The following is a 25,502-nucleotide window of genomic DNA, read 5'->3' as shown; positions in this document are numbered from 1 at the left end:
CTCCCTTACTGTCCGTTTAACCATTTTTTAATTACTTTTGCAGTACCTTCTACATGTTCTTTCGTAGCTTCCTGCACTTGATCATCTAACGTTGGTTCTTTCGGTCCTTCTGGTTCCGGTGTTGGCTCTGGCACTATTTTTTCTTCAGGAATTTCCAGAATACTTTCATTACTTGCGGCAATTTCCTCTTCGGCTAAGTATTCTTCATATTCCTCTTCTTCTCTCTTTTTCTTACGTCTTGCTAAGAAGAACCATACTAGACCAATTAGTGCTAACAAGCCAGCTGTAATTCCACCGAATAACCACCAGTTCATACCACCTTTTTCTGGCTCTTTCTCTTTTTCAACTTTCGGCTGGTCGAACTGAACAGTTACAACGTTAACTTGACCGTTTGTAAAGTTTCCATTCGGATCGACTTGAAGCCCAGCTGCTGTGCCAATCGCTTCTTTGAAAGTAGTCATATCAATTTTTCGTTTTACTAACGTATCATTATCTACCCATACAACAACATTTGTTTTCGTTAATTCTGGATGTTTCTTAATTGTTTCAACTGTTTTATCTATTTCATAGTTTTCAATTTTATTACCATTTTTATTATCATATACAACTTTACCGTTTTGATTATTGTTCGTACCGTAGTTTGGCACGTCACCGTTCGCTGTAATACCAGCACCTTGCTTCGTATCTGCTCCTTCTTGTGCAGTAGAGCTTTCCTCTTGCTCTTGTTTACTACGAAGTACACCTTTATCGCCATATTTTTCTGACTGACGTGTAACCTCATCGTAGTTTACAGACACTTTCGTATTCACTTTATATTCATTTGACTTAAACATCGTCATTAACGTTGCGTCAATATCTTGCTTTAACTTACCTTCAATTTGATGCTGCATCTCTACTTCTTTTTCATAAGAAGAGGAACTGTTAGAATGCGCTTCATCTGCTCCTTTTGAGATGATACCTTTTTTACTATCAATAACACTTACTTCTTCTGCTTTCACGCCAGGAACTGCCGCACTAATCATTTGCTGTATACCAGCAACTTGATCAGCTGTTAATAATTGTCCACGCTTCACACCAACAGTAATCGCCGCTGTTCCCTTTGCTTTTTCTTCATCAAAAATTGTTTCTTTTTCAGGTAATGTAATTTGAACATTTGCCGTTTCAACCGTCGCAAAATTTCGTACAATATCTTGCTCCAATTGTTTTTTCGTACCGACAATTTGCTTCATTTTTTTATCTTGCTCACTTGACCCGAGCGAGCTTTCTAATAATATTTCCTCGCCGCTCTTAGAATTAAACGGTAAGCCCATTCCATTCATTTCTTTTCGAACCCATGGAGCATCATTCTTTTGCACACGAATTGAACCATCGGCCGCTAATTGGTAATCGACACCTAACTTCGATAATTCTGCTGTAATCTCTTGCTTATCTGCATCATTTAAATTTTGATATACAACAACATATTTATCTGGCAAGGTGAAGTATAAAAGTGCTCCTGTTACAACCGCTAAAAGCGCAGCACCGATTACTAACTTATGCCACGTTTTTAACGATTGGATAACATTTTTTATCTTTTCCATTTAAACACACCCGTCCACTTTCCTAAATTTGCATATTAATTAGTGACTTATAATTTTCAATAAGATTATCACGTACGAGAGCAGCCGTTTTCATTTGAGATTCAGCTTTTTTTTGCTGAATTAAAACGTCATGTGTTTCTCCTACCCCTTTTGTTAATAAATCATATACTGCTGTTTGCGCATTATTTTGCGTTTGATTCATATCTTCCAATAAATCAATAAACTTTTTTCCCGGAGCTACAGAAGTTTCCGAAGTTTTCGGTGCACCAATTGACTGAATTGCTCCAAATGGCTGTGTATGTAACATTGGTTGAATTTTCATATCCCTATCTTCCCCCTTATCCTCGTCCAATTTCTAAATCTTTATCGAGCATTTTTTTGTTCGCATTTAATACACTTGTATTTGCTTCATACATTTTTTGAGCAACCATAACATTCGTCATTTCAGCAGTTACATCAATATTTGGATAACGTACATATCCTTCTTCATTTGCATGCGGATGCGTCGGATCATACACTAAGTTTTCCGTTTTGTCTGCTTCAATACTTTTTATTTTCACTCCGTTAGTAGGAGCCCCGTCTAACATACTTGCAAAACTATTATTTGATTCTAGCACCACACTACGACGCTCATATAAATCTGCCCCCGGAGCGGCTGTCGTATTCGCATTTACAATATTGTTTGAAGTAACTTCCATCCACTTTCTCGCTGTCGTTAGTCCTGAGCCACTTGCATTCATTGCCTGAAACATCGTTGTCTCTCCTTCTACCTTTAACGTCCACGTGCCGCTTGGTTAATTGCGTATTGTGTATTAATTGCATTAATTGAAATACCGTATAACTGATTTGCTTTCATTAAATCTAGCATTTCTGTCGTTACATCCACACTATTTCCATCTTGATTCTTTTGCATTGATTTCGTTTGAATCTTTGCATACGTATTTTTCATATTTACTGTCGGTAAGTGCATTTCATTCGTTTGATATAAATCTGGATTGCTCTTTAAATCAGCCGCATTGTTCTTATATAACGCACTGCTCTTACTCATCTGCTCAGCAAATGTTACATCTTGTGCTTTATAGCCAGGTGTATTCGCATTTGCAATATTACTAGAAACAGTATTTCGTTTCGTTACTAAATAGTTCATATAATGGCTTACATCACTCACTAAATCTGGCATATTCCACACCCTTCCTTTTCTACCTTAATGATCCACTGATGGAAGTTTCACTTCATTATTTATTTTATTATATGTATTTATTAAAATATTAACTATTATGTACCCTTACATATTTTATTCCATTTTTCCATTGTTGTCTTTAGAAAAATACAAAAATATAAAAAAGAATACAAAAAACTGTATACAAACAGTGATCCGTGAACTATTTTCATATATGCACTACACATTAAAGTTCATTTTTATATTATTTAGATTACTACTATTTTCTCATTACAGTCATAAAATGAAACCTCAATCAGCGGAACTATTTACTTAAACAACGGAATGGATCCCCTTTAAAAAGGGGAAATCCATTTGTAAACTGTATTATTAATATTTACCGTAAAATGAATTAGCTTTCATTCGTCCATCATTTGTCATAATCATTTCTTCCAAAATCTTTTGCTTATCTCGAATATGCTGCGCTGCCTTAATAATGAATGGACTTACTTCTGCTGCAACTTGCGCACGCGTTTCTTCATCCAATGTCATCATCCAGCGATTTAACATCTCACTCTTCTCAGCAAACTCTCCATCTGACACTTGCAATTCACCGATTTCATTAAAACAGCCGACAAACGTCCGATAAATATCATTGTTCATTTTCAAGTGCTCCGCGGTAACCGTCTATTAAATCTTGTAACACTTTCACAATCGCATCCATGTCTTTTGCTTCACGCGTTACTTTCATCGTTTGTATTTGAATGCTAATCCAATCGTATAAACCATAAAGACTATCATATAAATCTTTCGTAATTTCAGGGTTCAATTGAAGCTTCAATTCTTCAAAAATACGTTCTAACTTTTCAAGAAGCGCATCTCCTTCTTGTAGTTTAAAAGTGTTTAAAAGCTCTTCTAAATTACGAAACTCTACAATACATCTTTCATAAATAAAAATTGTATTTTTAATCGGATTACTCGTCATAATATCATTTTGCATATAACGTTGCCATGCTTGCATACGATCACTTCCTCAACTTTCATTAATCATCACTTTTTTGTTTTGTCATTGCTTTAATTGTTTTGAGCTGGCTATCAAGCGCCGCTAATGTACTTTCTAATTTTTGATACTTCTTTACAATTTCATCTTGTTTTTGCAAGTTTTGCGTCTCAATATCTTTAATCTTTTTATCTAAATCACTTACACGCGAATCAATAGTTTTTACTCTCTCACCGACTACACCTTTATCACCAAATATTTTATCAAGTGGCTCTTCCATCATTTTTCCTAAACCGTTAGAACTAAAGAAAAATTGCTTCGCTGCATCGGGTTTTTCTTTTAATGCTTGTGTTAATTTTTCATCATTAACTTCCATCGTTCCGTCTTGTTTTAATTGAATACCAAATGTGAATAAATAATTACCATCTTGAGAAAATGTTGCAACATTGTTCATCGCTTGACGTACGCTTTGCATAATTACCTGCCCTTGGAAAACTCCATCTTTCCCAGCAAAAAGATCGACTGTAGAAACTGCTTTATTATACTCTGCTACCATCTTTTTAATAATATTAGCTGTGTCTGTTACATTGGAATCACTTACTGTAAATTTTAATTCTACACCTTTTACTTTTGGATCTGTTGTTCCTTCTACTTTCGGCTCAGTTACTTTTAGCAATTCAATTTTCACGCCCGGAAGAGCTTCAATTGTATTAGTAAAACTTTCAGCTTCAATACCATTAATACTATATTTAGCATTTTGTGCCTCATTAATTGTATTGACTGCTGTCCCATCCGCCTTAGCTAAACCCATATCTTGAAACAGTGTAGATGTATTCCCTGAAAAATCAATTTTCCCATCTGTTCCTTCTTTTTTCGAGGACATAAAGATTTTATCTCCAAGTGTATAAGCCGATATACCATAATCTCCGTCATTAATTTTATTAATTAAATCTTTATATGTCATATCAGTTGTTACTTTGAGTGTTTTCCCACCTAGTTGTAATGTTTCATCTTTAGGAAGCTTCGCATTTATATCAGCAATCTTATTAGACGCTATTTGATGACGCTGTGCAAGCTGTGTAATCGTCATATTAAAAGTTCCTGCAATCGCTCCACCATCAGCTTTCACATTAATGTAGCCGTCTTGTGTCGTTGTGACTTTTTTCTCATTCCCTTTAAAAGCTGCTAAATCTTTAAACACTTGAGTAAAAGGAGTAAATTGTGTCTTTAAACTTGCATATACTTGTTTATCTTGCGTAAGTTTTTGCTTCTCGGTAGTATATGGTGTTTTTCTCATATCTAACGCTTGCATTTCTAACTCTACTAAGTTAGAAGTATCGATTATATTATTTCCGAGGTTCCAAATTTGTTGTCTACCACCAATACCTGTCATCGTTGTTCCTGCCATTTTTCTCACTCCTTATAGATTACATGTAGTCTAAAATACTCGTTTTACTCATCGTACTAACTGCTTTAAGCGTCGCTTCATACGTCGCATTTATATACGCTAAGTCAGAAATTGCTACCGCTAAATCGACATCCTCAATTTCTTTACGATTTTCTTGAAGCGCTAAATTTTGTTCACTTAAAATTGTTTTAAATGTTTCCATTGTGTTCATTGTTGAACCAACTTCAGTTGTACGGTTAATGATGCCATCTAAGTTTTTCTTGTTTTCTCCTAATAACGGTTGTAACGCTTTTTGGTCACCTTTTTGCATCGCTTCGCTCATCTGTTTCAACGTTTTTATAACGGGAGATAATAATGCTTCTCCGTTACGAAACGCTTTTAATTCATAACCGTCATTTAGTTGCCAATTCACATCATTTTTTCCACCTTGGTATGTACCATCTTCTGTAAATGGTTGCTTCTCCGCACTATCTCCACCGAAAATATAACGACCTTGCTCCTTCGTATTCGCTAAATATACAACTTGTTTTAAAAGTTGATCAATCTCTGCACCGATGGCTTTCAATTCTTTTTCACTATTTGTTCCATTTAACGCTTGTACTGTTAATTGATCTGCCCTCGTTAAAGATTTCAAAACACCTTGTAAAGTATTCTCAGTTTGTGTTAATACATTTTTCGAATCGGCTAAATCTTTTTGCATTTGTTCCATATTTGCCAATGAATGTTGAATCGCAAATGATTTACTCGCTGCAAGTGGGTCTTCGCTCATTAGAAGGTTTTTCTTCCCCGAAGTTACTTGATTTCGGTGATATTGCTGTTGCACGTTCAAATCCATTAACTGATTCTTTGCCCAACTTGCATTTTGAAATGTAGATACTCTCATCTCTCTCTTCTCCTTTATCTATATTTGAATTGGCGTTAAGAAGAATCCACAGCTACCTATCGCTATCCTCTTAACTCACTTACCCTACAACCATTTTATATTTCTAGTCTCACATCGATTAGGCCAATGATAGGCATTGAACGCCTCTACCATCCGCAGATCCTCTTTCTAACCATAAAAAAGAGGAGATTTCTTTTCTAATTCGCATTATCTAATAATCGAAAATAGACTATCAAACACTTCATTCATCGTAGTAATCGCTTTAGAGTTCGCCACGAAATATTTTTGGAAGGCCATTAAATTTACCATTTCCTCCTCCATATTCACACCTTCGACGCTCATCTTTTCTTGCTGAATACCTTCTAATAAGTCTCCATGAATTTTTTGATAAGCATTCACTGCACTTTTATCAGAAGCTACACCTACTATGAATTGGTCTAATGCTTGTTTATTAGAAAGGCCTTCTTTATAATCGCCATCTGTAATTGCTGCTAGTTTATTTGCTGTTTCAGCAGATATTTTCATTTTCGAAATATCTTTTGCAAATTCTGGATTTAACTTCATATCTTTCGCATAATCGCCAACGAAGAAATCTTTTCCCATCACTGTATTCACTTGATTTTTCACTGAGCTCATTAAACCTTCAAGGTTTTTTTTATATTCAACAATCTTCGCTTTCGTATCAATCGCTGATTTTATCGCTCCGCTAGTTACAGAGATTTCTGAACCGTAAATCTCAACTGACATTGGGTCTTTTTCTTTATTTAATTGAAGTGGATATGTATCTTGTCCATTTACTGTTAAAACACCATTCATTCTAACACTCGCGATATTAGGATTCATAGATTCATAAGATACTTCTATATTGGCATACTTAGACATCTCTGTAACGATGCGATCACGTTCGTCTAGCAGTTGATTCGGTACTTGTGTGCCTGCTTGTCCAATTTTTTTATTCGCTTCTGCTAAACTTGCGGCAAGACGATTAAATTCATTAACATGTGCTTCAATATCTTCTGTCGTCTGTGCTTCCACTGTATCTAAGTTTTTCGCAAGACGATTTACTTGGCTTGTGAACTTCCCAGTTTCAGAAATTAATGTATCGTAGTAATTTGGTTGTTCTGGATTTTTTGCCACTTCACGAAAAGCATTAAAGAAGCCGTCCATTAAACTAGATAATGAATTTTTTCCTGTCGTCCCTACCATAGACTCTACTCGTGATAACGTTGAATTCATGTAATTATAGTAAGAGAGTTGTGATAATTGATCATTAAACTGTTTCGTCTTCACTTCATCAGTAATACGATCGACACCTAACGTTTGTACACCGTATCCAATTCTCTGTTCTGGCGTATGACCATTGCTTGCTCCAACAGATCCGTAATTCACCATTTGACGCACATAACCCGGTGTATGAATGTTAGACAAGTTTTGTTTCGTTGTTTGTAACCCCATTTGAGCCGCTAACATACCTGATAGCGGTGTATTATAATCAGATAATCTCATAAAGCTTCACTTCTCCTTTACAATAGTTCATTCATAAAGATTTGCGAATTATTGTTTCGCTCCAAATTATATTCAGAAACGGAATCCACAATACTTTCTGTAGTTTTTAATAGTACGTTTAAGTAATATTGATTTTTTAAAAGAATCATTTTTACATTCTCTTCTAATTCAACTAAGTTTTTTTGTATTTTTTCCATTTTTTCAATTTCTTCATGGGAAAAATACGAAAATAATGCACTCACGCGAGATGGCTCAGCGCCCTTTTCTTTACAAAACTGAACAACCATTTCTTCAAATGCGCTCGATAATCCTTTTAAACCATCAATGTACTGCAATTGCTCTACTTGCAACTTTTGAACTGCATTTACATTTTTATGTTTTAAATTCTCATATATTTGTTCTCCAAGCGTTTGAATGTTTTCATATGCTTTTTGAATAATAACGAGCTTCTCATATAATTGTATGTACATATAGCTTCCTTCCTTTTACAAGACTAAATTTACAATTAAACCGTGGATTTCTCCAATTTGATTTAACATTTCTAAATGTCCAGTTTTTGTATTAATTAAGTTCATCACATCTTCTAATTCATTTAATCCCATTTCTGCTTGTTTCACAATCGTCATTTTCTGTGAATATCCGTAACGCGGATGACGAGACATAACGTCTTTATATTGCAATACATTATCTACGTAAAAATTCAAAAATGATTTCACTGTATTTTTGTATTCCATGACATTATCAAGCGTTAATTCCATTTCAATTTTCTCTTTTATTTCTCCAATATTATCGACAAACGCTTCCATTTGTTCTAGCAATTTATCTTTTTTCGGATCTGCATGCAAATTATCCGAAAATGCAAGTCCTGTCCTGACATTTGCTTCTTTCGGCATTTGAGTAGCAGGCGGTATATGCGATAAAATTGGATTATGCGAGATAGAACGTAGCATATATATCACCTATTTATTTTTTTATTTCTTCCTAAACTTAATCGTAAAATCCAGTTATTTATAATTATACTCTGAACAGTAATATTTTGCAGTTATTTTTTATAAAAGATATGTTACAATTTAGCATGAGGTGGCACAATTCTATGAATATTTTTCTTTGTGGTTCAAATCAATTAACAGCATTAGATCAAGATGAAATTAAAAAATTTCTAACTGACTATGCTCACAAACATAAAATTTACATATTATGTTATAAATCTATCGAAAATGAAGTTCTTCGTTTTTTCATTGAAAACGAAAGACTCGCTCAAAATTTATGCCTTTACACGCTACAACCGTTACAAGCATTAACAGATGAATTTCAAGAAGTCGTTCATTACTTAAAAAAACACGGAGCCGAGTATGTTGCTTTTGATCATCCTTCCGACTCCATTTATCGATCAGATTTTATGTTTTTTGTAAAACAAATTATTGAAGATACCGATTTAGTTCTCTGTTTTTATAACGGGGACAAACATACATCTGTCATTCCCATTGACGTTGCAAAAGAAGCAGGTATTGATGCTGTTATTTATGATTTACCGGGTTTACATGAAAAACAGATGAAAAAAAGCTTTGAACAAAAAATTCGTATGATGTAAAGGGGGAGGCACAATATCGTTATTGTGCCCATTGTAAATATGATACTTGAACAAGATTATGATCATTTTATCGCGAGTTTTAAACAACAATACAATATGGATATCGCTTCGTATAAACAGGATAGAATGCGCCGTAGAATCGATGCTTTCATTTCAAGAAAAGGATTTGACAACTACGCAAATTTCTTAAATCATTTACGTGCTGATCAAAATTTATTTTTAAGTTTTATTGACTATATTACAATTAACGTTTCAGAGTTTTTCAGAAATAAAGAACGTTGGCAAACGTTAGAGACGAAAGCACTGCCAAAATTACTTGAACAAAATAACGGGAAATTAAAAGTATGGAGTGCTGCTTGCGCTGCTGGTGAAGAACCATATACACTCTCTTTAATTTTATCGAAACATCTTTCTCCATTTCGCTATGAAATTCAAGCAACAGATCTTGATTTTCATATTTTAGAAACTGCGAAACGCGGTCAATATACAGAACGTTCTTTAAAAGAATTACCTATCGATTTGAAAGAGCGTCATTTCACAAAAGAGAATGATACATATTCATTGCATCAAAACATTAAGCAAAACGTTTCGTTCAAACAACACGACCTCTTAATGCAGTCATTCGATACAAATTACGATTTAATTATATGTCGTAATGTAATGATATACTTTACAGAAGAAGCAAGAGTAAAGCTTTATGAAAAGTTTAGTCGTTCTTTACGAAAAGGCGGTGTACTATTTGTTGGTAGTACAGAACAAATTTTAACACCCGAACGTTACAACCTTCAGCGGTTTGATACATTCTTCTATGAAAAAATATAAAGTGAAACTTTAATCAGCACATACCAATCGGGCTTTTACGGGATTAAAAAGGTCGTCACAATGAAGTGACGACCTTTTTATATAACTCGAATTAAAATGATACCAACAATCCATATAAAAAGAAAAAGAAACGTCATAGACCATTTATGTTCTTGCATTGTATGTTTCAACGCCTGTGACAATTGTGTCATATTCATTTCTGCGAGCGCTCTCCATACACTGACATCCCGATCTTTTGCCGTGCGGTCTGTAACGCTAATTAAAATGGTTTCGTTAGACAATTTCGTTATATAAGCAGTAATAACCGTTACCATTAAATTTATATTTCCTTCTGAAGAATCACTCTCCACTCTAGAGATAAGTGCACTTACATCTAATAACGGAATATGTACCTTTCTACCAAATGATAGTTGTACTTCAGCGAAATCATACGTTCCATCTAATAAAGGAAGATCTTTTATATGCGCCTGCTTAACAAGTCCTTGTAAACTTCTAATTACTTGTTCAAATATTTTTTCTGTTTGCTTACCTTCTCCAGATAACGTATGTAACTTTTTAAAGAGTTGTAACACTGTATCCATCTCTTTAGAAAGTATTTCCTTCATAATCTTTCCATCGCCTAAACTTGCAAGTAAAATGCCTATTTCATTATTTTTCGAAATGATTTTAGACTGCCCACTAAACACTAAATTACTATGCTTTCGTTCTTTCTGAATTTCATGTTCCGAAATAGCTGCAGGCTGTTTTAATGGTTGTAGCGTCTTATTTTCAACTGTCGTACGGTTAATTTCCATTTAAATGCCTCCACTACTACGAAATGATTAGCCCCATTCTTTATTACTCTTTAAAACTAAAAATAGTACAAATAAACCTGACATAATAGTAAACACATTAGAAGCTTGTACTCCTTGTTCACTTCTTTCTTCTTTCTTATCTTCTGGCTCTGTTTTCTTTTTCGAAACGTCTTGCTTGTCATTTTTACCTGTTTTCTCTTTTTGAGCCTTTACATTACTTACTTCCTTATTATCTGCCAATGGGTCTTTTATAACGTGAGGGAATTCCTCTTTCTCTTTCAATGTTTCTTGTATAAACTCATTTACTTTCTCGTCTTGCTTCGGAATTTGAACAACTGGAAGTTTTTCTTCTGGAAGCACGATCTCTACTTTCGAATCTTCTTGCTTACTAATTTCTTTCTTATCTTCTACTTTATTTTCATTCTCTTGCTCTTCTGTTTTTTTATCATCTTCCATTTTTTGTCCCAAAACAGAAACGATATATTCACTTTCCGCAACAAGTTTATTGCCTGCAGCATCCACTATTTCTACAAATAGTTTATACTGTCCATTTGGCAAGGCATCAGTTAGTTCAAATACTTTTTGCCAATCCATGTCACGCTTGTTGTAGTCTAATAAAAAGGGAATTTCTTTATCATCTTTCCCTTTTAATGTAACGCGCACTTCTTTCACAGCAGATTCTACATCGGCAGCTTTCACTCGTATATGTATAGAATCTCCCTGTTTCCGTTCAATTAAGTTCTCTTTTGCTTCATCAATAGTAACTTTATGTAACTTCGGCAATTCTTTATCTATAGTTGGTGTTTCATTTCCAATACGAACGAGCGGGACTTTCACTTCATTTTCTATGAGCTCTTCCTTCTCATTTTCTTTGTAACTTTGAACGAGATGAAGATTCCAATCACCTTGTAAATCAAAACTCTCGACTTTATAGTTAGCAATCCATCGCTTCGTTTCTTCATCATACTCAAAAGATAGCATTCTTTCTTGTGCATACTGCTCGCCATTTCTTTGTAACTGCAATATACCTTTCATACTTTGAATGTCTTTCTCGTTTGGTTCTACAGTAATCCGCATTTCTTCGCCAACTTTTAGCTCTGGCTTATTTACTGTAATAACACCTTGATCCGTTTCTATCTTTCTTTCGCTCTTTTGTTCATTCGTCACTTCTTTTTGTTCATCTTCACCTTGATTTATTTCTACTTGCTCTGGCTGTTCTTGAAGTTTCTTATTTTCTTCTATTACTTCCAATTTATTCATTTTTTGCTCTGGCTCAATTTGTTCTTCCGCCTGACTTTGCAGGGGGAAGAACAAACACACATATATACATAGCCAACTCATTAGAAAAAACTTTACGTTTTTCATCTACTCGTTCAAACTCCTATTTCAACGCCTTATAGCGATTTCGTCACTTTTACTCCGAAAAACCCATCTACATTTACAAGTTCACCATATGCCACTAATACATCATTCACATAAATTCGAATCGGTTCATCAATATCTTCATCTAGTACAACCGCTTCATTTTCTTGTAAACTTAATATATCTTGAATGGTTTTCACAGTACTTCCAAATACAAATTTCACGTTCATTTCTACATTTTGTAGAATGGATGTATCCATATATACTGGCTCAATTTGTTTTACTTCTTTAAATTCAATAGGTTGTACAACTGGTGCCGCAATTTCTTCCTCTTCAATTTCTTCCGGGACAATCTCTTCTTGCTCCTCCACCATTGGATACAGAAGTCTTCTTACCATTTCTTTCGCTTCGGAAATGGGTAAAATTTGATACATTTTCGATTGAAGAAGATCGCCAATTTCAAGATTGAACGTAATTTGAACGAGTTCGTCCACTTCCATTGACTCTCCCAAGTATTCCATTTCTTCTTTTAGCGTTACAAATTTGACATTTGGCGGCGTCATGTCCATTTTTTCTTGAAACATTTCCGACATCGCTGTTGCAGCATGCCCCATCATTTGGTTCATGATCTCTTTAATACCGCTTAGTTCTAATTCACTAAGCTCTTTTTCCGGATCAACTTCCCCTGTTCCCATCATCATTAAATCTACCATTGTTAAGGCAACATCTTTCGTAAATACGAATACGTTCTCATTCTTTAGCCCTTCAACAAAGTCGACATTTAAAATGACAAATGGCACTGGTACTCCATCATAATGACGAACATTAATCGCCTCTACATTTGGTGTACTAATCGTGACTGGCTGATTTAAAAGCGTTGATAATACCGTTGAAGCTGAACCGATTGAAATGTTCGCAATTTCACCGAGTACATCTTTCTCTTCTTGTGTTAAATACTCTTTTTCAACATGTTCCTCTACAATCTCAGTTTCAACCAGTTCCGCCGGTTCATCTCTTTCTTCTACTTCACCAGATAATTGCAGTAATTTATTTATCATTCGTTTCGCATGTTCCACCGAAACAATTTGTACAAGTTTAGAGTTTACAAGATTATCTATTTTTAGATCGAACGATACTTTAACTATTGTGTTATTTCCAGTTATTTCAGAGATTTTCTCCATCTCTTCTGATAGCTTTACGACTTTAATTGTCGGCGGAGACATATCTACTGTATCTTGGAAGAATTCCGACATAGATGTAGCTGCGAATCCCATCATTTGATTCATCGCTTCTTGTACAGCACTTAGCTCTAATTCACCAAGTTCTTTTCCTTCTTCCACTTCACCTGTCCCCATCATCATTAAATCAGCAATTGATAGTGCAACATCTTGCTTAAGAACAAGAAGGTTTTCCATATCTAATCCTTTTGTAAAATGAATATTTAACACAACATGTGGAACTTCAACATCACTTGTATCATATAAATCTACCAATTCTACACGAGGAGCAGTAATGTTTACTTGCCTATTTAAAATTGTTGATAATACAGTCGAAGCTGAACCAAATGATATATTTGCGATTTCGCCAAGAATATCGCATTCTTGAGGTGTTAAATGCTCATTTTCTTTTTCTAGCACAATTGTGCTCGTTTCCCCGTTTGTGTGTTGCTCAGGCATTTTCCCTGCCTCCTCATTTCTGTTTTTCTATCAAATGATATAAAGTGACACTTTAATCAGTGGGACTTCTATCCATTCCTCACTGATTATTAACCCGCAACTAGCAGGATAAACTCTCAACTTATTACACTCATTATATTTTAACAAACTGATTATACAAATCGTTACTCTGTATTTATTTCCAGTTATATAATTATTTTTATACATTCATAATAATTAACCAAAAAGCTCCCCAATTGTATACAAGTGGGGAGCTTTCCTTCATTCCTATTATAAACCTTCTGGGTTTAAAATGAGGACCACTCGTCCATCACCGAGAATCGTCGCACCAGAGAAATAGTTAGAACTCTCTGCAAAGAAGTCACCTAATGACTTTAAGACGATTTCTCTTTGACCGATAATTGTGTTTACAATAAGCCCATAGCTACGATGTGTATTACGAACAATTAACACAGGAACCATTTGACCATCATATGACGCAAACGCCTCATCTACTGTTTTTTCACCAAATACTGTACTTAAATGTTTCACTTCAATAATTTGGTTACGATAATTTAACACGTCTTTTCCTTGTAAGGATTGGATGTCTTCTCTCTTAATTCGAATTGCTTCCACAATATTTCCAAGAGGTAAAGCATAACGCTTATCGTTCGTTTGAACAAGCATAGATTGAATAATAGACAAAGTTAACGGAAGTTCAATTCTGAATGTACTTCCCTTTCCTTCCTCAGAATCAATAATTAAATGTCCACCTAAACTATGAATCGTATGTTTTACAACATCTAATCCAACACCACGCCCAGAAAGATCCGATACAACTTCAGCTGTACTAAATCCTGGTTGGAATATAAGATCAAACACTTCACGATCTGTTAATCTATTCGCATCTGCTTCTGTTACAACACCATTTTTAATCGCTTTTTCTAATACTTTCCCTTTATTAATACCGTTTCCATCATCCGTAATTTGAATAACGACATGATTTCCACTATGAAACGCCTCTAATTTAATCGTTCCTGTCTCATTTTTACCTGCATCACGTCGTTTTTCAACAGTCTCAACACCGTGATCAATTGCATTTCGAATTAAATGAACAAGCGGATCACCGATTTCATCAATTACAATTTTATCAACTTCAGTAGTTTCTCCTGTAATTTGTAAATCGATTTTTTTACCTAAATCTTTCGCTAACATTCGTACCATACGTGGGAAACGATTGAAGACCGTTTCAATTGGAACCATGCGCATGTTTAAAAGTACATTTTGAATATCTTTTGAAATATCTCCTAATCGATTTAAATGCTCAATTAATTCCTTGTTTTGAATCGTTTGTGCCAATTCATCAATGCGCCCACGCTCAATTACACTTTCTTCAAACATATTCATTAATGTTTCGATTTTCTCTAATTGAACACGAATGGAGCGATTCTCCACTTTAGCATTTTTCGTTTTTACTGTGCTTTTAGCTGGTGTAGTATTAGCTGGTTGTTTCGGTGCTTCTACAGGTGATACAACCTGCGCAACTGCAGAAGATTGTATCATTTTCTCTATTTGCACAGCTTCTTGTGATGTATGTCCTTGCTTCACTTCTACTTTCTCAATTTCAGAAATATGAAGCACTACTTGTTTCAATTCTTCTACATTATAATCAGTATCCATAAATACTGTGAACTCAAATCCGAAAGCATCCGCTTCAATTTCTTCAATACTCGGAACAGTTTTTTGTATATTACCTACATTTTGCAATGCTTCTATACACATAATGGCACGTACTGCTTTTAAAATAGCTTGCTGTTCTACCATTATATGTACTTCATGCGAAACTCCACCATCGTTACCTATATGATCTTGCTCTATATGTTCTGTAGGAGTTACTACATTACCGTGCAATAATGCTTCTAATTTCTGTTTAGTAGAAACTACATCAATATTACCCATTCCGCCTTGTTGTACATCTGCAACCATCTTCTCTAAATTATCAATGCACTCAAAAATCACATCAATAATATCCGCATTGACCACGATATTCCCATGACGGATTTCATCTAACACATTTTCCATCTTATGCGTTAAATCCGCCATTTCCGCAAATTCCATACTTGCAGACATACCTTTAAATGTATGGGCTGAGCGGAATATTTCTCCTACAACATCCATATCAGCTGGATTTTGTTCTAAAGTTAGCACATTTTCATTTAGCGATTGTAAATGTTCTTCTGATTCCTCAAAAAATATATTCAATAGATCTGTTTGCATTTTAATCCCCTACCTGTCTAACAAACATTTCATTTATGTATAACAATTTAGTGTTTTAAAACGAGAAAAAAGGGGGCCACACGTGTATCCTCTATCACTGTTTTGATTCCTTGTGGCACCCCTTTTATATTAGCTATTTGCTACTTTTGTTAAAGCTTCGATTACACGATCCGCTTGGAATGGCTTTACAATAAAGTCTTTCGCCCCACCCTTAATTGCATCTAATACCATACCTTGTTGTCCCATTGCCGAACAAATAACAACCTTTGCACTTGAATCAATTTTAATGATTTCTTTTAATGCTTCAAGTCCGTCCATTTCTGGCATAGTAATATCTAATGTTACAATATCAGGTTGAAGTTCTTTATACTTTTGAATTGCTTCTACTCCATTCTCCGCCTCACCGATAATTTCAAATTCAGAATTACTTTTTAATAAGTTTTTAATCATCGTTCGCATGAACATCGCATCGTCTACAACTAAAATTTTATGTGCCATTCTTTTTGATTCTCTCCTTCTATGTATAAATATATCTTAATATTTCACCTTATCATTCTCACTCATTATACAAAATAAAATGATAAAATTTAATATTTTTTTAAAAGAATTTTCGTATTTTTATTATTTTATTATTAAAATAATAATATACTATTCTTTTATATAAATAACAACGCGACGATTTTTCTCCCAGTTTTGCGGTGAATCATTTGGTACAACTGGCTTTGTGTCTGCATATCCTACCGCAGCTAACCTCTTATCGTCCACATTATACACTTCGATTAAGTGGTGAATCATATTAGCTGCTCGCGCTGAAGATAATTCCCAGTTAGAAGGGAATTTCTCATTATGAATAGGTCTACTATCTGTATGTCCTTCCACAACGATTGGATTTGGTACTGATTGGAAAAATCCGACTAATTGACTCATTATCTCTTTTGCTTCTGGTTTAACGTTCGCATCACCCGTATCAAATATTAAATTATCTACGATAACGACACTTACCCCTGTATCTTCTCGATATACATTCACTTGACTAATACCGTTATTATCTACATATGCTTTTAACTTTTTATATAATTCATCCATTCTCTTTTTTGAGATCATTTTTTCATCATTTTTTTCATGTGTTATATCTGGTATTGTATTTTCCATTACTTTTGCATCTACTTGCTCCGCATCGCTAAACTTTTCAAGCATCTTTGACAATTTTACTGCATCCTGCTTTGATGTAGCAACTAGTAATACAAAGAAAGTTAATAATAACATCGTTAAATCTGTAAAAGTCGTCATCCAACGAGGCGATCCCTTTTGCGATCGTTTTATCATCATACCACTCCTTGAAATATTAGGCTGCTCGTTTTTCTTTTTTTATCTTCGTTTCGTACACATACGTATCAAGTTTCAACTTTAATTTTGAAGGAATTTGCCCACGATACAATTCTGAAATTGCTTCAATTACAAACTTCTTCTCTGTATATAAATCCTCAATACCACGATACACCTTTTCCGCAAGAGGTATTGCGATCATATTCGCAAGTACTGATCCATATAATGTCGTTAGCATCGCCACTGCCATTCCTGTACCAATTTGTGATGTATCTTGCAAATTTTGAAGCATAATGATAAGACCAATTAAAGTCCCTATCATACCCCAAGCTGGAGCGAAATCACCAATTTTATCTAATAATGTTGCCCCTTTTCTTAGCTCATACACTTCTGTTTCTATATCTTTCATTAACACTTCTTTTAATTCATCTTCATCGTAGCCACTTAACATTAAACGAATCCCCTTTTGAATAAAAGGGTTGTCTACTTGTTCTCCATCAACTTCTAAAGAAAGTAAACCGTTCTTTTTAGACTTTTTCGAAAAATCAACGAACAAATCCGTTAACTGTTCTAAATCTTCTTCTCTTCTATGTAAAACAGTAAAAATACTTTTCGTATATTTTTTTATTTCTCCAAATCGATACGCCACAACAATTGTCGCTGCCGTTCCCCCTATGACAATTAAAATAGATGGAATATCTAAGAAGTTTTTAAAAGCTTTTATTCCACCGCCACTAAGTACGATCGCCGCTATTACAATAGCGAAGCCTACTATAATGCCCATTGGACTAGAAATATCAAACTTCCTTTTTTTTCTTTCTGGTCTAGCAAATACTTGTTTTTCGTCTCCCATATTCCTGCCCTTTCCTTTTCATTTTTATAAAACATTTTTTTATTTTAATAATGCGTTTTCACATATAACGTTCATTATACGCTTATCATCTATTTATCGCAATATACTCATAAAATTGACACATTTCATTTCCATATTAGAATTATGGTATGGAAATAAGAGGAGGATCACGATGGAACATAACATTTTACAAGTCATTGCATTAGCAGAAAAACTAAAATACGAAATGCGACATAGCTGGCTTTCTAACGGACGCCAAGAAAGTGTTGCCGAACATACATGGCGCATGTCTCTAATGGCCATTTTAGTTGAGCCTTATTTAGATGAAAAAGTAAGTATTGAAAAGTTACTTAAAATGGTTATTATTCACGACCTAGTCGAAGCTGAAGCTGGCGATATCCCTGCTTTTGATACAATGAATAGTCACGAATTACAATTAAAAAAACAAAAAAATGAACTAGAAGCAATTTTAAATATTAAACAAACATTAAAAGGTTCTCTCGGTGAGGAATTATATAATTTATGGATGGAGTTTGAAGCGAAAGAAACGTACGAAGCAAAAGTTGCTAATGCGCTTGATAAACTGGAAGTAAAAATTCAGCATAACGAGGCTGACATTAATACGTGGCTACCAATTGAACATAAAATGACATTCCAAGTCGCAAAACATACAAACTTTGACTCTTTCCTCTCTAAATTACAAAAACTTATTGAACAAGATGGAGAAAAGAAGTTATTAGCTGCTGGCATTGACGTTGAATCTTGTAAGAAATAATGAAATAAGACACTCTACTAGAGTGTCTTATTTCATTATTGTTGATACTGCCTGCTTGTAAATCAGCTGTTGCTTTCCATCTACTAACATTAAAACTGTAAATTTGTCTACGCCAGCAACTTCTCCGACTATTCTCACACCACTCTTTAAGAAAACTGTAACAGTACCTTTTTCTTCTTTTATTTGCTTATAAAGCTCATCTTGTAAATGTTCCAATAACGTTTCTCCCCTTTCTTTCGTTGAATATCTTAATATAAAAAACTATAAATTATTCATTCATGGACCTTATCTTTTACATTCATAAACTTATTAATTAGCATATCTAAATCTCGGCTAAATAACAAAACTTTATCATGATCCAATCCGTGTCTCGCAACAAGTTGAATTAACTCTTTCTTTTTGTTTTCTATTTTATTTTGTAATCGTCCCATCTCCATCTCTAAACTAAAACTCCCTTTTCCCATAATATTACTTGTAAAATTATAGTACATATTCCCTCATAAAAAAATATAAAAATGGTTTTTTTTACAATTTTTACGTTTTTAACATACTCTTAATCCGTAAACGCTTTATTTTGTAAGATTTCCCGCACATGTAATATAGAAAAACCTGAATCACACAGACATTTGTCTAATTCAAATACAGACTGGCTCCTTTTCCACATGAAAAACATATTGTATATAGTAGTCCATAAATTATATAGATTAATTTACAAAAAGGAGGAAAACACATGAGCTATGGTGGTAGTTGTGCTGGTTTCGGCGGTGGATTTGCTTTGCTTATCGTACTATTCATCCTTCTAATCATTATCGGATGTAGCTGCTGGGGTGGCGGCGGATACGGATATTAATCATCCTATCCTTACCAAATGAATTAAAAACTATACGAAAACAGCTCATATTTGAGCTGTTTTTTCATACTTTCGTATGAATTTATATCCCTCTTATTTCTGATTTGATCTAACAAAATATCGTTTACTATGAAATCAGAAACATTTTTACTAAGGGGGATTACAATGATTAAAGGTCTTTATGAGGCACATTTACCCGTCCGTAACTTAGAAGTATCAATACCTTTTTATGAATCACTAGGGCTAAAATTATATAAAAGAGGTGACGATATTGCTTTCTTTTGGATTAAAGAAAATGAGAGTTGGCTCGGACTTTGGGAAGGAACAGAATACAAAGTTACTTATCACCCATCTTTGCGACATATTGCCTTCCAAGTAAGCTTGCTTGATTTAGAAAATGCAATACATTGGCTAAGTCAAAAAGGAATTTCAGCAAGAAAAGACTTTGGAATGGAGCCAATTGAACCGATCGTTTTTCCAGAATTGGCACACGCCTCCGTATACTTTAACGATCCTGATGGAAATAGTTTAGAATTGATTGCACAATTACCTGTTGAACTTTCTGCAGCAGAGAACATGTATTTAAGTGAATGGAAAAGACAAGTTCAAGCATCATTAATACATGAGGATTAATCTTTTATGTCAGTTTCTTATTCCACACTGCTTAAAACAAATACAAACTTTAGAAAGCTGTTTTATGGTCAAACATTAAGTGTACTGGGAGATTGGTTTCATACGGTAGCTTTATTCACATTCGTTTATAGCGTAACAGAATCTCCGTTTATGATCGCACTAACTTTTATGAGTAAAGGGTTACCTCAACTTCTTCTTAGTCCTTTTATTGGAGGGGTTGTGGATCGATTTCCAACAAAGAAGATTATGATTTCCACCGATGTTTTAAGAGGAGTTATTGTACTCACTTACTTATTAGCAACCTATAAGATTGAAATTATTTTCGTAGCTAATATATGTTTGTCGGTCCTCTCTTGCTTATTTGAGCCTGCTAAACAATCAACTTTAAAAATGATTATTAGGCAAAAACATTTAGTAACTGCAAATACACTTTCTAGTACAGTTAATGGCTTTATGTCAATTATGGGCGCCTCATTAGGTGGGATTATCGCCCAGGCTTTAAGTATAGAAATTGCTTTTATCATTAATAGCCTATCATACTTTGTTTCCGCTTTAATCATTTATAAGTTGAATATCCCTTCTCACAAAAAATTTAACATAAAAAAGTCATTTTTTGTGGATATAAAAGATGGATACACGTACATATTACAGAAAAAAATTATATTAGCATTAATTCTTGTCGGAATTTCATGGGGGATTATTGGTGGTGCTTATCAACTTCTTTTAACAATTTATGCCAAAAGGATCTTCCATGCTAATATTGGAATTTTATATAGTGTTCAAGGATTAGGTCTTATTATTGGTAGTCTATTCGTTAATCTATATGTATGTAAAAATAAGGAGACAATGAAAAAAGCATTTGGCTTGGCGTACTTACTACAAGGATTTTTCTTTCTCGGATTCGTTCTATCCAATCAGCTTATTATCGGTATTATTACTTTACTCTGCATGCGTATCGCAGGGGGCATTATCGTCCCTTTAGACACAACCTTATTACAAATGTATACCGAAGAAAACATGATTGGTAAAGTTTTTTCATTTCATTATTCCATATATGGTTCTCTCATTCAGCTAGCTATGTTTATTACAGGCTGGCTTTTAGAAACCCTTTCTCCGCAAGTAATTGGTTGCCTGTTAGCTATATGTTGTATTTTTGTTAGTTTTATATGGCTTTTCTTATTTTATCGCGGGAAGCTTAGTGAAGATCCTACCGATACTATATAGCTCACTGCTAATTTTTATTTACTCTCATTTGTTATCGTTATATAACAATCAAATTAAATAAAATACAAGTCATTTCATTTCATTAAAAGGCCCTTTACTTGAACACCATTTGAGAGGAAATCAAATATTTATGTTAAAATAAAAGTAAGATTGTGAAAGATTGCACTTATTCTATAGGCTCAAAACAGCTACATTCGATTTTCGTAGTAATAAAATATGTATTGAATTTGATTAAATAGGAGGGCTATTTTGGAGATTACATTAATTTTCATATGTATAATATTGGTGGCTTCTGTTTTGCAAGCCAGTACAGGTTTTGGCTTTTCTATAATGGCAACACCTTTCTTACTCATGTTATTCTTGCCACAAGAAGCTATACAAATAAACATTATTCTATCCTTAATTATTTCAATATCACTCATTTGGAAAATAAGAATGGACATTGACTTTATTTTGCTGAAAAGATTTATTTTTGGAAGTATAGTTGGTGTACCTTTTGGTATTTTACTCTTCATCTCCATTAACATAAACACTTTTAAATTAGCAATTAGCATCCTACTCTTACTATTAACATTGTTGCTAATATGCAATGTTAAAGTTAGATCAACACCGTTTAGAGATTTCGTAGTTGGTGGATTATCAGGGCTTTTAACGACGAGTATCGGTATGCCCGGACCTCCTTTGTTACTTTACTTTACATGAACTGATACTGAAAAAGAGAAGTTGAGAGCAACTACTTTGGCTTTTTATCTGTATATATATTTCATTAGTCTACTAACTCAAATACTCTTTACTGGAACGAACATAACAATTTGGAAATCAAGTTTTTATGCAATTCCAATTGTATTTTTAGGTTTGTTTATAGGTCAAATTATTTTCAAATGGCTTAATCAACAAGTTTTTAAAATATTTACATATATCCTTTTGAGCTGTACAGGTATTTATCTTCTTATTGATAGTTTGCATTTGTTATAGAAAATGCTTTAGATTGCGCAATAACAGCTTGGTTTAAATGAAATTATTGTTGTATTTTTAAGCTACAAAATCATCCGATAAAAAGCGGCTATTATGCCGCCTTTTACATTAAATATTTTATAAAGCAAAGACCTGAACTTACTATCACGAGTATATTAAAGAATAAGAAAAAACCTTTTTCGAAATCTGTATACTTTTCTACTTTTACTCCGCGTTTTTTCAACTCCATAATAATCATCGCAACTTCATGTGCATACGCAATACTTCCAAACTGTATATAATTGTTATTATATTTAATCTCAAAAACGTTTTTCATTTTTTTATGTTGCGAAATAGATTGTATATCTCCTATTGGCATGCTATGTTCATTTGTTTTTTTGAAATAACAATCTAACCCTTTCATTATCATTCTTTTATTCGTTAAAACGATATAATAATAAAAAGTAGCTCCTACGTAATATATATTCGGTATAACTTTGTTATTTGCCATATATCCTTCATCTACTAATAGTTCCTTCTGAATTTCTTCACCAGCTTGTAATTCGTTGCGAATTGATTCTTCTAACATTTGTAAAGTTAATTTTTTTAATAACTCTCCATTTCTCACATAATACTTATCTATATTTATAGACTCATTCGCTTCTTTCTCTAAACGTGTAATTTCTTCTTCTGAATATTGGAGCTCATTTAACATCGATAATAATCTTTTATCCATATTACACACTCCCTTTCCACAGTTTTTGAAGTTTTTTCTTTCCACGAGAGATTCGATTGTATATATAGTCAGCCGTTACTTTTAATTCTTTTGCAATATCGTCAATGGAATATCCATCAATATACCTCTTTAAAAAGATATATCGTTCCTTTGTATTTAAATCTTGTACGATTTCCATAATCTCTTCTTGTTCTATTTCATACTTATCATGGATACCTGCATCTATTTCTACGTCTTTATCAATTTTATTCTCTTTATATACTTTCTTTTTATATTCCAATGCCTTTAATTTAGTAATACCAATCATCCAAGATTTTAAGTTGCCCTTTTCTATATCAAATTGTTCGATTTGAAACCAAATGATAGTAAATACATCATTATAACAATCATCCACATATTGTTTTTCAATAGGGGTACTTAATGATTTATGAATAATGTACAGAATTAATTTTCCATATTAATCAATCACTTCTTTCAAAGCATCTTGATCACGTTTTTTCATTGCTATAATTAAATCCTCTTCAGAATCGAAAATCATAAGCATCTTCCTTCCTCAGTTCCCCTTTAGCAGCTGCCTTTACTTACTATTGGCATTTCATTCTCATTTTCTATCACTTTTGTAAAAATTTATTAATTTTTATTTTCACTTTATATAATAACAAATAAAAAACCGAAGTTAAAAAAGTGAATCCCACTTTCTCAGCTTCGGTTTTACAAGTAATGTTATAACTTAAACTAACGTCTCAGGTTTGTCTTTTTACTCATTTTTTATTTAACCCTTTCTCACTTAAAAACTCTTTCATATGCATTCTTTTCTCTTTGGACATAAATGAGCTCATTGATTCCGTCCATGTTATGTTTTTTTGATTTGATGATCTTTCTTTGTAATATGCGCTCATCGTTTCATCATATTCGTTTAATAATTCATCATATTTCTTTTCATCATATCCATTTTCATGAAGAATTGCTGCTACCGGTAAACGTGGTTTAACTCCATGTTCTTCATCTGGCACACCGACTGTCATTCCAAACACAGGATATACTTTATCCGGTAAATGAAGCAATTCACTCACTTCTTTCGGGTTATTACGAATACCACCAATATAACAAATACCGTATCCTAATGATTCCGCTGCTAGTGCTAAGTTTTGCGCAAAAAGTGAAGCATCTACCGTCGCAACGATAAAATCTTCCACCCCTTCATGCTTTATCTCTGTACAATGCTTTTCACACGCCATTTCAAGTCGCTTTAAGTCTGCACAACAAACAAAGAATGCTGCACACTCTTTCACGTGACGATTTCCGGATAGTTCTGCTAGTTTAGCCTTTAGGTCTTGATCGGTTACATATACAACAGAATAGGCCTGTACAAAATGCGAGGAAGCGGCATGCTGCGCAGCTTGAACCATTCTTTCTACTACATCTTTCGGAATGGATTCTTCTTTATATTTACGAACTGAAACGTGTTGCTCCATTTTATGTATGATCTCATTCATGAAAAACACTCCTTTTTTCTCTTCATAATGAAAAATTAACATATCTTTTTCAATATTCACAACTTATAAGCACAAAAAGAGCAATTCTTTTTGAATTGCTCTTTTTAAAATGTCTATCAATACGGTAAATGAAATTATATCAACGATAATTTAAATATATCAACGATTCCTTGCACTATATCAACGATTTTTCGAATATATCGACGATTCGACAAGAAATATTGATTTATCGACAAATAACGACAGGATTACACCAATTTATTTCTTGTCTTATTACGCTGCTTTCAAAACTTTAATACCTTTTACGATATTCCAAATGAAGTAGTAAATTCCTACAAGAATGAATACTGCATATGTGATAGCCATCCCAATTCCCGCGCCATCAGATTGATCGAAGCCTAAACCGTATACGCCTGATACTGCTAATCCAGCAAATAAGATTGCGTACGGAAAAACATGTGACCAAAATGCTTTTTTCGCGTGATATTTCACTTCATCTTCCGCAACGAAGTACACGATAATTGGCAGTAAAAATGGTGCAAAAAAGATACTAAAGTAACATAGTGAAGATAGAATATTATTTCCTTTCATCCGATTCACCTCTAAATAGTTTTTGTT

Annotated in this window: 30 protein-coding genes and 1 pseudogene; 7 read left to right on the top strand and 24 right to left on the bottom strand. The window is 33.7% G+C overall.

Annotation, left to right across the window (positions count from 1 at the left end):
* Positions 1–5: 5 nt before the first annotated feature.
* The 11 genes from fliF to MHB70_RS07270 all read right to left on the bottom strand — a co-directional run bounded on the left by fliF (position 6) and on the right by MHB70_RS07270 (position 8,486).
* Positions 6–1,580, bottom strand: coding sequence for a flagellar basal-body MS-ring/collar protein FliF (gene fliF / locus MHB70_RS07320; protein WP_061530133.1), 1,575 nt, complete (start codon positions 1,578–1,580; stop codon positions 6–8).
* A gap of 22 nt (positions 1,581–1,602) precedes the next feature.
* On the bottom strand, positions 1,603–1,902 hold the full coding sequence (gene fliE, locus MHB70_RS07315; protein ID WP_000701668.1) for a flagellar hook-basal body complex protein FliE: 300 nt from the start codon (positions 1,900–1,902) through the stop codon (positions 1,603–1,605).
* A 16-nt stretch (positions 1,903–1,918) separates the two neighbouring features.
* Positions 1,919–2,332: a flagellar basal body rod protein FlgC gene (gene flgC / locus MHB70_RS07310; protein WP_000484909.1), complete on the bottom strand. Its 414-nt coding sequence runs from the start codon at positions 2,330–2,332 to the stop codon at positions 1,919–1,921.
* 20 nt (positions 2,333–2,352) lie between these two features.
* Positions 2,353–2,760 (bottom strand): flagellar basal body rod protein FlgB, encoded by a 408-nt coding sequence (gene flgB / locus MHB70_RS07305; protein WP_001113112.1) that lies wholly within the window; start codon positions 2,758–2,760, stop codon positions 2,353–2,355.
* 369 nt (positions 2,761–3,129) lie between these two features.
* Positions 3,130–3,402, bottom strand: a complete 273-nt coding sequence (locus MHB70_RS07300; RefSeq protein WP_001058081.1) for a hypothetical protein — start codon at positions 3,400–3,402, stop codon at positions 3,130–3,132.
* Positions 3,392–3,760 (bottom strand): flagellar export chaperone FliS, encoded by a 369-nt coding sequence (locus MHB70_RS07295; protein WP_001149525.1) that lies wholly within the window; start codon positions 3,758–3,760, stop codon positions 3,392–3,394. Before MHB70_RS07295 ends, MHB70_RS07300 begins: the two co-directional genes overlap by 11 nt.
* 22 nt (positions 3,761–3,782) lie before the next feature.
* Entirely contained in the window at positions 3,783–5,147 is a 1,365-nt protein-coding gene (locus MHB70_RS07290) for a flagellar hook-associated protein 2 (protein WP_000929289.1), read from the bottom strand.
* 19 nt (positions 5,148–5,166) lie between these two features.
* A complete protein-coding gene (locus tag MHB70_RS07285) occupies positions 5,167–6,030 on the bottom strand; it encodes a flagellar hook-associated protein 3 (protein ID WP_001266438.1) in 864 nt (287 codons plus the stop codon).
* A gap of 207 nt (positions 6,031–6,237) precedes the next feature.
* Positions 6,238–7,536, bottom strand: a complete 1,299-nt coding sequence (gene flgK / locus MHB70_RS07280; RefSeq protein ID WP_061530134.1) for a flagellar hook-associated protein FlgK — start codon at positions 7,534–7,536, stop codon at positions 6,238–6,240.
* A gap of 17 nt (positions 7,537–7,553) precedes the next feature.
* Positions 7,554–8,006 (bottom strand): flagellar export chaperone FlgN, encoded by a 453-nt coding sequence (gene flgN / locus MHB70_RS07275; protein WP_061530135.1) that lies wholly within the window; start codon positions 8,004–8,006, stop codon positions 7,554–7,556.
* 15 nt (positions 8,007–8,021) lie between these two features.
* On the bottom strand, positions 8,022–8,486 hold the full coding sequence (locus MHB70_RS07270) for a YaaR family protein (protein WP_000946323.1): 465 nt from the start codon (positions 8,484–8,486) through the stop codon (positions 8,022–8,024).
* A 143-nt stretch (positions 8,487–8,629) separates the two neighbouring features.
* On the opposite strand from MHB70_RS07270, the gene MHB70_RS07265 reads away from it, so the two are divergent.
* Both MHB70_RS07265 and MHB70_RS07260 read left to right on the top strand, forming a co-directional pair.
* Positions 8,630–9,127, top strand: a complete 498-nt coding sequence (locus tag MHB70_RS07265; RefSeq protein ID WP_001020087.1) for a hypothetical protein — start codon at positions 8,630–8,632, stop codon at positions 9,125–9,127.
* A 39-nt stretch (positions 9,128–9,166) separates the two neighbouring features.
* Positions 9,167–9,949 (top strand): CheR family methyltransferase, encoded by a 783-nt coding sequence (locus tag MHB70_RS07260; protein WP_061530136.1) that lies wholly within the window; start codon positions 9,167–9,169, stop codon positions 9,947–9,949.
* A gap of 77 nt (positions 9,950–10,026) precedes the next feature.
* Here the strand turns inward: MHB70_RS07260 and MHB70_RS07255 are convergent, their stop codons facing one another.
* The 7 genes from MHB70_RS07255 to MHB70_RS07225 form a co-directional block, all read right to left on the bottom strand.
* Entirely contained in the window at positions 10,027–10,743 is a 717-nt protein-coding gene (locus MHB70_RS07255) for a hypothetical protein (RefSeq protein WP_000405178.1), read from the bottom strand.
* 27 nt (positions 10,744–10,770) lie between these two features.
* Entirely contained in the window at positions 10,771–12,108 is a 1,338-nt protein-coding gene (locus tag MHB70_RS07250) for a hypothetical protein (protein ID WP_061530137.1), read from the bottom strand.
* Between the two features lie 29 nt (positions 12,109–12,137).
* Positions 12,138–13,781, bottom strand: coding sequence for a flagellar motor switch protein (locus MHB70_RS07245; RefSeq protein ID WP_061530138.1), 1,644 nt, complete (start codon positions 13,779–13,781; stop codon positions 12,138–12,140).
* A gap of 270 nt (positions 13,782–14,051) precedes the next feature.
* Entirely contained in the window at positions 14,052–16,037 is a 1,986-nt protein-coding gene (locus tag MHB70_RS07240; RefSeq protein WP_061530139.1) for a chemotaxis protein CheA, read from the bottom strand.
* 129 nt (positions 16,038–16,166) lie between these two features.
* Positions 16,167–16,535 (bottom strand): response regulator, encoded by a 369-nt coding sequence (locus tag MHB70_RS07235; RefSeq protein ID WP_000940571.1) that lies wholly within the window; start codon positions 16,533–16,535, stop codon positions 16,167–16,169.
* Between the two features lie 150 nt (positions 16,536–16,685).
* Positions 16,686–17,363 carry an OmpA family protein gene (locus tag MHB70_RS07230; protein WP_000596068.1) on the bottom strand — a complete coding sequence of 226 codons (678 nt, stop codon included), beginning with the start codon at positions 17,361–17,363 and terminating at the stop codon, positions 16,686–16,688.
* A gap of 19 nt (positions 17,364–17,382) precedes the next feature.
* Positions 17,383–18,216 carry a flagellar motor protein MotP gene (locus MHB70_RS07225; RefSeq protein WP_000502107.1) on the bottom strand — a complete coding sequence of 278 codons (834 nt, stop codon included), beginning with the start codon at positions 18,214–18,216 and terminating at the stop codon, positions 17,383–17,385.
* 172 nt (positions 18,217–18,388) lie between these two features.
* On the opposite strand from MHB70_RS07225, the gene MHB70_RS07220 reads away from it, so the two are divergent.
* Positions 18,389–18,991, top strand: coding sequence for an HD domain-containing protein (locus MHB70_RS07220; RefSeq protein ID WP_000400750.1), 603 nt, complete (start codon positions 18,389–18,391; stop codon positions 18,989–18,991).
* A gap of 27 nt (positions 18,992–19,018) precedes the next feature.
* On the opposite strand, the gene hfq is transcribed toward MHB70_RS07220, so the two are convergent.
* Together hfq and MHB70_RS07210 are read right to left on the bottom strand one after the other, a co-directional pair.
* Complete coding sequence (gene hfq, locus MHB70_RS07215; RefSeq protein ID WP_000400654.1) at positions 19,019–19,207, bottom strand: RNA chaperone Hfq; 189 nt, start codon at positions 19,205–19,207, stop codon at positions 19,019–19,021.
* A 56-nt stretch (positions 19,208–19,263) separates the two neighbouring features.
* The gene (locus MHB70_RS07210; RefSeq protein WP_061530140.1) at positions 19,264–19,482 is read right to left on the bottom strand and encodes an aspartyl-phosphate phosphatase Spo0E family protein; all 219 of its coding nucleotides are present in this window, start codon (positions 19,480–19,482) and stop codon (positions 19,264–19,266) included.
* A gap of 239 nt (positions 19,483–19,721) precedes the next feature.
* Here MHB70_RS07210 and MHB70_RS07205 point away from each other — a divergent pair, with 239 nt between their 5' ends.
* The 4 genes and pseudogenes from MHB70_RS07205 to MHB70_RS07190 all read left to right on the top strand — a co-directional run bounded on the left by MHB70_RS07205 (position 19,722) and on the right by MHB70_RS07190 (position 22,673).
* Positions 19,722–19,841 (top strand): YjcZ family sporulation protein, encoded by a 120-nt coding sequence (locus MHB70_RS07205; protein ID WP_000120179.1) that lies wholly within the window; start codon positions 19,722–19,724, stop codon positions 19,839–19,841.
* Positions 19,842–20,006: 165 nt separating this feature from the next.
* Positions 20,007–20,474, top strand: coding sequence for a VOC family protein (locus tag MHB70_RS07200; protein ID WP_000589701.1), 468 nt, complete (start codon positions 20,007–20,009; stop codon positions 20,472–20,474).
* Positions 20,475–20,480: 6 nt separating this feature from the next.
* On the top strand, positions 20,481–21,698 hold the full coding sequence (locus MHB70_RS07195) for an MFS transporter (RefSeq protein WP_061530141.1): 1,218 nt from the start codon (positions 20,481–20,483) through the stop codon (positions 21,696–21,698).
* Between the two features lie 249 nt (positions 21,699–21,947).
* A pseudogene (locus MHB70_RS07190) lies at positions 21,948–22,673 on the top strand (sulfite exporter TauE/SafE family protein).
* A gap of 103 nt (positions 22,674–22,776) precedes the next feature.
* Here the strand turns inward: MHB70_RS07190 and MHB70_RS07185 are convergent.
* From MHB70_RS07185 to MHB70_RS07170, 4 genes are all read right to left on the bottom strand, one after another.
* Positions 22,777–23,388, bottom strand: a complete 612-nt coding sequence (locus MHB70_RS07185) for a PH domain-containing protein (RefSeq protein WP_000361358.1) — start codon at positions 23,386–23,388, stop codon at positions 22,777–22,779.
* A gap of 1 nt (position 23,389) precedes the next feature.
* Positions 23,390–23,833, bottom strand: coding sequence for a sigma-70 family RNA polymerase sigma factor (locus MHB70_RS07180; protein WP_229170005.1), 444 nt, complete (start codon positions 23,831–23,833; stop codon positions 23,390–23,392).
* A 316-nt stretch (positions 23,834–24,149) separates the two neighbouring features.
* Positions 24,150–24,884, bottom strand: a complete 735-nt coding sequence (gene nfsA, locus MHB70_RS07175; protein WP_001002405.1) for an oxygen-insensitive NADPH nitroreductase — start codon at positions 24,882–24,884, stop codon at positions 24,150–24,152.
* A 273-nt stretch (positions 24,885–25,157) separates the two neighbouring features.
* The gene (locus MHB70_RS07170) at positions 25,158–25,475 is read right to left on the bottom strand and encodes a DUF4870 domain-containing protein (RefSeq protein WP_000678050.1); all 318 of its coding nucleotides are present in this window, start codon (positions 25,473–25,475) and stop codon (positions 25,158–25,160) included.
* Between the last annotated feature and the right edge of the window lie 27 nt (positions 25,476–25,502).

It is taken from the genome of Bacillus sp. FSL M7-1020 (assembly GCF_038050415.1).
GTDB classification, from domain to species: domain Bacteria; phylum Bacillota; class Bacilli; order Bacillales; family Bacillaceae_G; genus Bacillus_A; species Bacillus_A toyonensis.
This window is presented reverse-complemented; position numbering and strand designations above follow the sequence as displayed.